Below are 9102 nucleotides of genomic sequence, written 5' to 3' on the forward strand. Positions count from 1 at the left end.
TTCGTTATACGCGTTAATTTGTTCCTGCGTTAGCATGAGTAACCTCCGGTGGTAGAAGATTGATTCAATTAACTGATTCCGTTTCCGTACCGTGAAACGGTTTTAACTATTCTCGATTGTATTAACATGAGAGATATTAAACAACATCCACACTAAATATGTCAACCCAATCTTAGCTTTATGTTCGGCACGGCTGTATAGGTGCCTTTAGTTCGCCTGTAGGGGCGATCTCCGAATCCCGGCACCTTGTTTATTTTTCCTTGCGGAAAATCAAGCTGAATTGATGGAGTTGATTGGAAACATAGGCGTATGGGTAACCGAACGGATAGAGCCTCAACGATTTATCATACCAGATTTTGTAGCCTCGAAACCGTAGGTTCTCAATATCCGCAAGAGTCTCTACAACATCAGCGTGAATCATGTTGTGAGATTTTTCTGTTGGTTGAAGATCTTTACAGAAAACAATAACGTACCCTTTCGGTTTGAGGTACGCTGTGGCTTGGACAAGCACCGCCTTCAGTGATTCGTAGAACTGCGACGGCGGCATATTGCCCAAGTCATCAGGGCTATCTGTGAAAGGCGTTGGACTATCATCTCTTTTTTTCTTTTTTCGTTCGCCACTGCGCTTCCGAGAAAGCATGTCACTGTAGGGCGGATCGGTCAGAACCAGATCAAACGGTTCCGCCGCCCCTAACAGATTCTCCAAATCCCTGGCATCTCCACAAAGGAACGGCTGCGCTTCCAAGCCAAGTTCAGCGGAGGCTTGACGGTAAATCTCAAGATATTCACGCGAGAGATCGATCCCAACCCCATCCCTGCCTGCCATTGAACACGCTAGCAACGTGCCACCGACCCCAACAAACGGATCTAAGACACGGCCCCCTTTCTTCGTAAAAAACTCAATCAGACGTTTCATCAGGGCAGGTGGTTTTGGCGAAGGGTGCTGCTTCCGAATACTGTGGGCATCAGCTTGGGAGCCGCTGGTTGGATAGTATGTATCCCAAACGGGAGCGGAGGCAATTGCCCATTCCTCTTCAGACAGATTGTTGAGCTTTCCCACATTGTATTCGTCCCCTTCCAATTCCACGGAGTTGAGGAAATATGTCCACTCGCTGCCGGAGAGATCGTTGAGCGGATTTCGCGGGTCGTAACGCCCTTTTGGCTCCTTTTCTTCACTTTTTGGCTGCGATCGTTTTGGGAGCGTCCTTACTTCAAGGTGAAACAACAATTCCTGTACACGGTTGTCTAAGGTGGGTTGAGCTCCATGAGAATTGCTTTTGAATCGCCGGTAGTCAATGGAAGAATCGCAGCGAGGTTTGCCTCGAAGGGAGAGGATAGACATCACCTCATCGCGCGACAGAATCCCTTCGTTGTTGTAACTCACCAGAATATGTCGTGCGTCTGCCTTCTCTATCAGATCTTGGAACGCCTGATAACAACCCGATTTGGAGCAGTACGCCGATTTTTCATTCTTGTCATAGTTTCGCAGCCCCGTTTTTCCATGAAGTGCAGGGGTATCATACCGCGCAACTGTCTCCAACAGGTGATAACTGGTAATATATTGACGGGTGTTGTACGGGGGGTCAAGATAGAGGACATCGCACCGAATATCTTCAATCAACCGGTTTGCCTCCTGCCGGAATACTTGATGCGACATATCTGACCGAATAATCTCAGCCGGAACCATGGGCAAATCTTTGTAAGTCCGTGGGTCCCAGTGCTTCAGATACGCTCCATAGGTGCCAGAAATGTTGGCGACCTTTGATGTCGCCTCCAACAACGGTAGGAGCAGCAGATAAAACTCGTTTTCCGTAATCTCACCCGCATCGCGCCACTGTTGAATCTGTTGGCGGATCGCGTCAATCTTCTGTCCATTGCTATCCGACAAGTATTGCCGACCGTATTCGTTATTCCCTGACGGACAGTAGTTGTGAAAAATAAACCCTTTCTTGCCGGGTAGGCAATTCAACCAAGCTACCACCTTATGGTATGGTGAAAGATTAGCAAATAGGCTATCACCGTGTACATCACCGAGTGTTTCGACAATACCAGTAAATTTGGGTGCCTCGTTATTGGCAATCAGCGCCTGCTGAAAGGCGTAGGAGAGTTCGAGGAGATCGTTGGAGATAATCCGAAATCCTCGACGTTTGAAGTGCGCTGCGACGCACGCTGTTCCAGCGAACAGGTCACAAAATATCCCCTCCTTAACCCCTAGCTTGTCAACTACCTCTTCAATATGGGATAACAGGTTCAATTTACTGCCGATGTAGCGCATAAGCCACCTGCGTCTGGTTGGTTCAAACTATCATACACTTCTGTATTTAACACTCAACGTCTTTCCCTTCACTCCCAAACACTTCCAGTCGTTCCTCAGTGTCAATACTTCCGGTGCTTTCAGGGCAATAATGGAATTGCAACGCTCGACGCCGCAAGTTTGATCGATTCGCAGGCGTGCCGTGATGCAACAAGCCATGCCAGAGCAGACAGCCTCCTGCCTTGAGCGGTACCATCACCTCACGGTTTACAGGGACATGCGTATCACATATCTGCCAATCACGCCTGTGGAAATGTACCATAGGTCCCTCTCTATGAGAACCGGGGATGACGTGCATACATCCATTTTCAGGTGTCGCTTCGTCCAGTGCAATCCAAGCAGCGACGACCGGCGTATCCAACGGCAAATTGAAGTAGGCACAGTCCTGATGCCACGGCTTCTCTGAACCGATGTGTGGCGGTTTAATCAGTCCCATATCTTGGAACAGTCTGGGTGTGTCCTCAATCAGGCGTTGAACGACAGTCATTAGTCCTTCATGCTCGGATATCGCTTTCAGACGCGGTTCAAAGTTCACAAAGGTGGCAATCTTGCGGATGATATCGCGTCTCTCTTTTGCGGGTAACTCCGACCTATATCTGACCAGTGTCGGTTCATATTGGATACCCCTGTAATCTGGATTTTTCCCATCCATCAGGTAGAGCATTCCATCTAATGTCTCGCGCACCTCTTCTGGGCTAAACGCATCGTGGATAACTAGATATCCGTGTTCGTGGAAAAACTGCACAGCCGTATCCGTTACCGCTTCAAAACCACCCCAAATCCCCTCCGCAACCGAATCGAATTGAAAAAGCTCTTCTGGATATAGAATCGCTTGGGCAGCTTTGAGTGAGTCTTCATCTATAGATTTCAGCACTTTATAACCTCCTACGTTAAATTCGTGACAAATCAAGCTGTATGCACTGTCAAAACCCCAGTAGCTGAACCTCCATCTCCAGATCGACGCCTCTTTCCTGTTTGACGTGATCTTGGATATGACGGACGAGCGATAGCACATCGTGAGCGGTTGCATTGTCGAGATTGAGGATAAAATTCCCGTGGATTTTAGATACCTCTGCTCCACCGATCCGATGCCCCTTCAGACCGCATTCATCAATCAATTTTCCAGCAGAATGACCGGGTGGATTCTTGAACATACACCCTGCGTTCTCCTCGGCAAAGGGTTGGCTCGTGATCTTCTGGTTATAGAGATCCTGCATGAGGTCGTCAACCTCCTGCGGATCGCCGGGAATCAGTGTAAGCGTTGCTCCCGTCACGCAGAAGTAGGTTTTCAGTCCACTATGACGATAACTAAACCCTGCGTCATCACGGCTGATATCCATTAACTTGCCCTCGGCTGTCATTACCTGTACACGCTCGATCAAATCCCCGAAGCTGCTGCCCCAAGCACCTGCATTCATAATCAGTGCACCACCGACAGATCCCGGAATCCCGAGCGCGAACTCGACGCCGCTCAATCCGTGGCCTGCCGCCATTTTCGACAGCCGTGGTAGGGAAACACCCGCGCCTACGTCAACACGATTCTCAGTAAATTCAAGCCGATTAAATTCGCCGATTAATCGGATGACAATCCCCGGATATCCGGCGTCATTAACGAGCAGATTTGACCCTCGCCCAATGATGGCAACCGGCACACTACTACGCTTTTGCAGCTGTGCCACATACGCCAATTCGTCGATTGTGCTCACTTCAAAATACGCCGCAGCATTACCGCCTATTCCAAAGTAGTTGTGTTTACTAAGTGGTTCATCGAAGCGTAGTTTGGACGGGTTGTTTCCGTTTTGGGTAAGGGACGCGAGCTCTTCTTTCCAACCCATTTTAATTCCTTATCATTGCCTTAGCTCGGATAAATAATGTGTGAATTTCGTGGAATTATCAGCGGTTCAGGTCCACCAGCCGGAAATTGTGCCGCCCACTCATTCGGATCATAATCCCGCGTGACAAAGCAGGAGCGGTGTGCGGGAACAGCATGCTTGAGTCCAATCCGCTGTGCCATCTTTACACAGCCATCGTAGAACGGAAATTCTCCTTCCGTCGGATGATTCGTCAAGAACCCAATGTCCGGGTTATGTTCAGCGACAGCGTTCACCAACTCATCGTGATCAGCGAAGGTGTTGATAGGATCACCGGAAAAGTAGAGCGTCACTCCATCCGTCTTGAGAACGTAGCCGAGATGGGTGACATCGGGCGGGGCAATATCTGCATCCGGATGACCGTTTGGCGGCTTCGCGTAGACAGCATTAACTGTGAGTGAACCGAGAGATGATGACTCGCCTGCGCGGATTGTCGTCGTATGGTCTGCGTCAACAGCCGTATCTGATAGCACCTGCGCGATACTCTCTTCCGGTCCAACGCACCTCACCCCCGGTGAAGTCTGATGGATACGGTCAATTGATTCGGGCCAAGTGTGGTCGCCGTGGTTGTGTGTCAACAGCACATAATCTGTCGGGAGTTGAGATTCGTCTAACGGCGGATCGGTATGGATGAATCTGTCAGCGGGACGATCGTGTGGGTAGTATGGGTCAATCTGCACAATTGTCCCGTGCGAATCTTTCACCGCGAAAGTACTCTGTTCAAACCAGTGGACGGCGACAGCCCCTGCTGGCACTTCAAGATCTACGAGCGGATGCATCTTAAATCCTCCAATTATTTTTACGTTTCACGCTCTTAGCGTTTTGGCATATTCTTTTTCTATGAGCCCCGTTGTCGAGCACCAATGAACCGATGAGCCGATGAACCAATTTGTTTTCACGTTTTACGCATCACGTTTTACGCTCTTACAGTTTTCCCTCTCGTCGCAGGATGTCAACCAACGAATCACTCACGCCGAGCGGCAAATCAACCCATGCGTTGTTACGCCGTTCCGATTCATAAATCGCCATGATAACCTCAATGGAGGCACGACCATCGTGTCCAGTACAGCGTGGCTGCGTGTCATTCTCAATGCAATCAATCAAATCCTGAGCGGCACGTAGGGTTGCGGTTTCCTCCCAAGTCGAATCGGGGAGCGGACGAGGTTCAAGTGCCCACCAGGATCCCTTCTCAAATTCTATCGGTTCTGCCTTCCACATACCCGCACCAAAACCTAACCGCACCAGTCCTCTTTCGCACTGTAGTTCCACATCCCATCGCTCATATTCGGTCAGTTCATCGCTGATTACAACGCCGTCCACACCGTTCTGGAACTGCAACAGGGAGTAGCTGGTGTCCTCCACCCGGAACTCATGACGGGTACGCCTCCGCGCTGTCCCCAACACCGATTCAACATTGCCTGCAAAGATACGAAGCGTGTCGAAGGTATGCACCGCATCGTGCAACAACGGTCCTTCAGTATCAGCGACCCAGTCCGGAGATGGTTTGCACCCCTCGCAATGAGCAACGACATGGAGTAGTGGTCCCAACTCACCGGAGTCTATCAGATCCTTGGCGGCTTGGTAATCTCCCGACCATCGCCGAGAACAGTTAATCAACATCTTCACCCCGGCATCTTCGCAAGCATCGATCATCGCGTCGCACTCACCTATACTTAACGCCATCGGCTTTTCACAGAAGATCCCCTTCACACCTGCCTCAACGGATGCGATCACCATCTCCGGATGTAGCGGTGGGTGTGTCGCAACACAGACGATGTCCAAGTCCTCTTGCGCTAGCATCTCACGATAGTCGTGATAAAGCGCATCCACTCCCCATCGCTCGCCAAAGGCGTGCAATTTTTCTGCGCCTCTGTTACAGCCTGCGACAACTTCGGTGTTGGGCAGTGTGTCAAATGCCCCTGTAATGGAAATAGGGTGCGTATCAGACTCGTCCTCCATTGTGCTAGCAATACGCCCACAACCCATGATTCCCACACGATACATAGTCATATAGCCTCCCACTAAAACGTAAAGCGTAATTCGTAGGGTTCAACGACCGCTGAACCCTACAGAAACAACAATTTAAGAGAGATTTGCCTTATCCTATTCCAATCTCACGTAGATACTCGCGAGTGCGTTTGGCAATCGGCAACGGTTTATCGAAAGGTGCTGGATACATGTCCTGCTCGACAATCGCGTAGCCGTTGTAATCAATCTCCTGCAGCAAATCCCGAAACACAAGAAAATCCACCGCACCTTTTGACGGTTCAACGAACATATCCATTTTCACCGCTTCAGCAAATGGAATCCCCTCCGCCTCTACCCGTTCCTGTATCTCTGGATCAATGCTCTTCAAGTGCAAGTACGGAATGCGATCATGGTGTCGGCGCATAAAATTGATGGGGTCTCCACCCCGATACGCGTGATGCCCCGTATCGAAGCAGATGGATACACGGTCCGGATCGGTCTGCTCAAGGAATGCCTCTATCTGATCTTCGTACTCAACATGCGTTTCCGCATGGGGATGAAAAACCAACTGGAGACCGAATCTGTCTCGCGCTATGTCCGCTACCTTGTGCGTCGTTTCAATGAATCGGTGCCACGCCTCTTCATCAAGCCGCTTAGGCGCAATTGCCTCACCAGTGAAGAGATCTGTGTAGGTATCATCAATGAGCACAAGATACTTTGCATCGAGGGCTGCAAGTCGCTCGCCTGCGCCCATCACCTGCCTTTCCAGTTCGCTCCATAACGATGGCTCTTCAACATTTGCCATTGCAAATGTCCCCGTCACCTTCAAACCGCGTCTGCTGAGTTCTCTACGGAGGGTAGGTAAGTCGGTGGGAAGATAGCCGTACGGGCCCAACTCCGTCCATTCGTAGCCGGCTTCGACAATTTCATCCATGAATCGATGCCACGGTGTCTGCTGCGGATCGCTTGGAAACCAGACTCCCCACGAGTCCGGTGCGCTGCCAACTGTAATGTTCATATCCTCGCTCCTCCGGCGCAATCTACCATTCGCGCACATAGCCAGCAGTCCAGCCGCCATCTACTGGCAAGACGACCCCGTTAACATAACTCGCTCCCGGAGACACCAAAAATAGCACAGCGTGCGCTATCTCTTCCACCTTACCCGGTCGCCCTAATGGGATATGCGATAGCAAGCTGGCAGCGTTTTCGGTGTACGCACCGTTGGGACCGTAAAACAACGCCTCAGTCCCGCGAGTCAGCGTAGATCCCGGTGCCACTGCATTGACAAGAATTCCTTCTGAACCGAGTTCTATCGCCATTGATTTTGTCAGGTTGGCAACACCCGCTTTGGCAGCAATATAGGCGGTCTGTAACCGCAAGGGCACCAAACCCGCAATAGAACTGGTGTTCACAATGCGTCCACCATCGGGGTTCTTCAGAATCTCCGGAATAATCGCGCGGCTGGTTACAAAAACGCCCGTCAGGTCAACATCCAAAATCCGATTCCAATCTTCAAGCGAGTATTGGTGAATCGGCACACGGTCGCTGCGGGTATTAATGCCAGCATTATTGATCAGTATGTTAATCCGTCCAAGCTGATCCATTACCTGCTCTGCCACAGCCTTCATCTGTTCCGCATCGGATACATCACCTGCCAGCGACATACACGCTCCACCGTCTTCTATGATCTCATTTGCGGCTTTTTCACCGGCTTCACCGTCTATATCCACGATGACAATATGGGCACCGTTATCGGATAACGCCTGCACAATGGCCCGTCCAATACCGTGTGCACCACCGGTCACGATCGCGACCCGTTCATTTAGATCCACTTTCATCGGATAATTTCCTCCTACCAGTATTTCTATAAGTTAAGTTTAAAAGATTCTATTAACTTTTGGTGCGAGTCGGTCAGGATATTGAGTTCAAGAGTCCGCTAGTACAATTAATAAATCAATGAACAAATGAACTGATGAACTAATGCACAAATTATCTTCACGTTTCACGCATCACGTTTCATTCTTATACTGTACCGGGATTGGGAAAAGCCCACGCTTTATCTCCATGCTTGAGACGTTTTCAGCTTGTAGCTTTTCTTGGATATAGCGCGGAACGCCCCAAGGATCAACGGCATCGCCGCAGGTAAATACATCGACCGCAGCGTAGCGATGTTCGGGCCAAGTATGAATGGATATATGAGATTCCGCAATGACGACCACACCGCTAATCCCGTCCGGTTTGAAATGATGGAATGTATCCGATATCACCGTTGCTCCGGCGTGATGGGCTGCTTCAAGCATATATTGACGGATTCGATCTCTGTCAGTGAGTACCTCGCTTTCGCAATCGTAAAATTCAATCAAAATTTGTCGCCCTAATGCTTGCATCGCCGGATTCCTGCCCTATTACTGCGTCTACTATTTTGTCGATCAACACAAAATCGCATAAAACAAGGTAATTATAACGCAAGTTGCTAGGGCGTGTTGACATTTGAAAATTGAGCCAATTTTGATGGCGCTCGGACGCATTACCCCAGTGATTTAAGACAAATGGAACGGAGATCCCCGTTCCCTACGAAATATACGCGCTTCTATGTACCGGTGGGGACCATCGTAGTGAACAACGATCGTTGTTCACTACAACAACCTTTCATACCCGATGCCTATCAAAAATAATCTAATGGACGACATACATGTCGCCCCTCTGGGGCTTGGGGGAATTGGTTTACCGATGTACTATACACATATCGCCCCTCTGGGGCTTTGTAGGTCGGGCTAGATGCCCGACCTACGGGTATAGGAGACTAACTTTTATCGCGTTGCACATAACTAGCAGCTTAGGTTAATTATAGCATAGTTGCCAAAAAACGGATAAGAAAAGCAGCTTTTTTAATTACCGAACACCGCCTCGAATCGAATCCGCATAAGGAATCCGCAGCGCATCCATCGC

The 9102-nt window shown here is 49.8% G+C and carries 8 protein-coding genes; all 8 read right to left on the reverse strand.

Going from position 1 to position 9102, the window contains the following annotated elements:
* Positions 1 to 250: 250 nt before the first annotated feature.
* The 8 genes from J4G02_05310 to J4G02_05345 all read right to left on the reverse strand — a co-directional run bounded on the left by J4G02_05310 (position 251) and on the right by J4G02_05345 (position 8540).
* The gene (locus J4G02_05310) at positions 251 to 2275 is read right to left on the reverse strand and encodes a DNA adenine methylase (GenBank protein MCE2393996.1); all 2025 of its coding nucleotides are present in this window, start codon (positions 2273 to 2275) and stop codon (positions 251 to 253) included.
* A 46-nt stretch (positions 2276 to 2321) separates the two neighbouring features.
* Positions 2322 to 3188 carry a phytanoyl-CoA dioxygenase family protein gene (locus tag J4G02_05315; GenBank protein MCE2393997.1) on the reverse strand — a complete coding sequence of 289 codons (867 nt, stop codon included), beginning with the start codon at positions 3186 to 3188 and terminating at the stop codon, positions 2322 to 2324.
* A 49-nt stretch (positions 3189 to 3237) separates the two neighbouring features.
* Positions 3238 to 4149, reverse strand: a complete 912-nt coding sequence (gene murB, locus J4G02_05320) for a UDP-N-acetylmuramate dehydrogenase (protein ID MCE2393998.1) — start codon at positions 4147 to 4149, stop codon at positions 3238 to 3240.
* Positions 4150 to 4169: 20 nt separating this feature from the next.
* A complete protein-coding gene (locus tag J4G02_05325; GenBank protein MCE2393999.1) occupies positions 4170 to 4964 on the reverse strand; it encodes an MBL fold metallo-hydrolase in 795 nt (264 codons plus the stop codon).
* Positions 4965 to 5109: 145 nt separating this feature from the next.
* Positions 5110 to 6195 carry a Gfo/Idh/MocA family oxidoreductase gene (locus J4G02_05330; protein ID MCE2394000.1) on the reverse strand — a complete coding sequence of 362 codons (1086 nt, stop codon included), beginning with the start codon at positions 6193 to 6195 and terminating at the stop codon, positions 5110 to 5112.
* An 88-nt stretch (positions 6196 to 6283) separates the two neighbouring features.
* Positions 6284 to 7171 (reverse strand): TIM barrel protein, encoded by an 888-nt coding sequence (locus J4G02_05335; GenBank protein MCE2394001.1) that lies wholly within the window; start codon positions 7169 to 7171, stop codon positions 6284 to 6286.
* A 22-nt stretch (positions 7172 to 7193) separates the two neighbouring features.
* Positions 7194 to 7991, reverse strand: coding sequence for an SDR family oxidoreductase (locus J4G02_05340; GenBank protein MCE2394002.1), 798 nt, complete (start codon positions 7989 to 7991; stop codon positions 7194 to 7196).
* A 171-nt stretch (positions 7992 to 8162) separates the two neighbouring features.
* A complete protein-coding gene (locus J4G02_05345) occupies positions 8163 to 8540 on the reverse strand; it encodes an S-adenosylmethionine decarboxylase proenzyme (GenBank protein MCE2394003.1) in 378 nt (125 codons plus the stop codon).
* Positions 8541 to 9102: the final 562 nt, after the last annotated feature.

The organism is Candidatus Poribacteria bacterium (assembly GCA_021295755.1).
Taxonomy (GTDB): Bacteria; Poribacteria; WGA-4E; order WGA-4E; family PCPOR2b; genus PCPOR2b.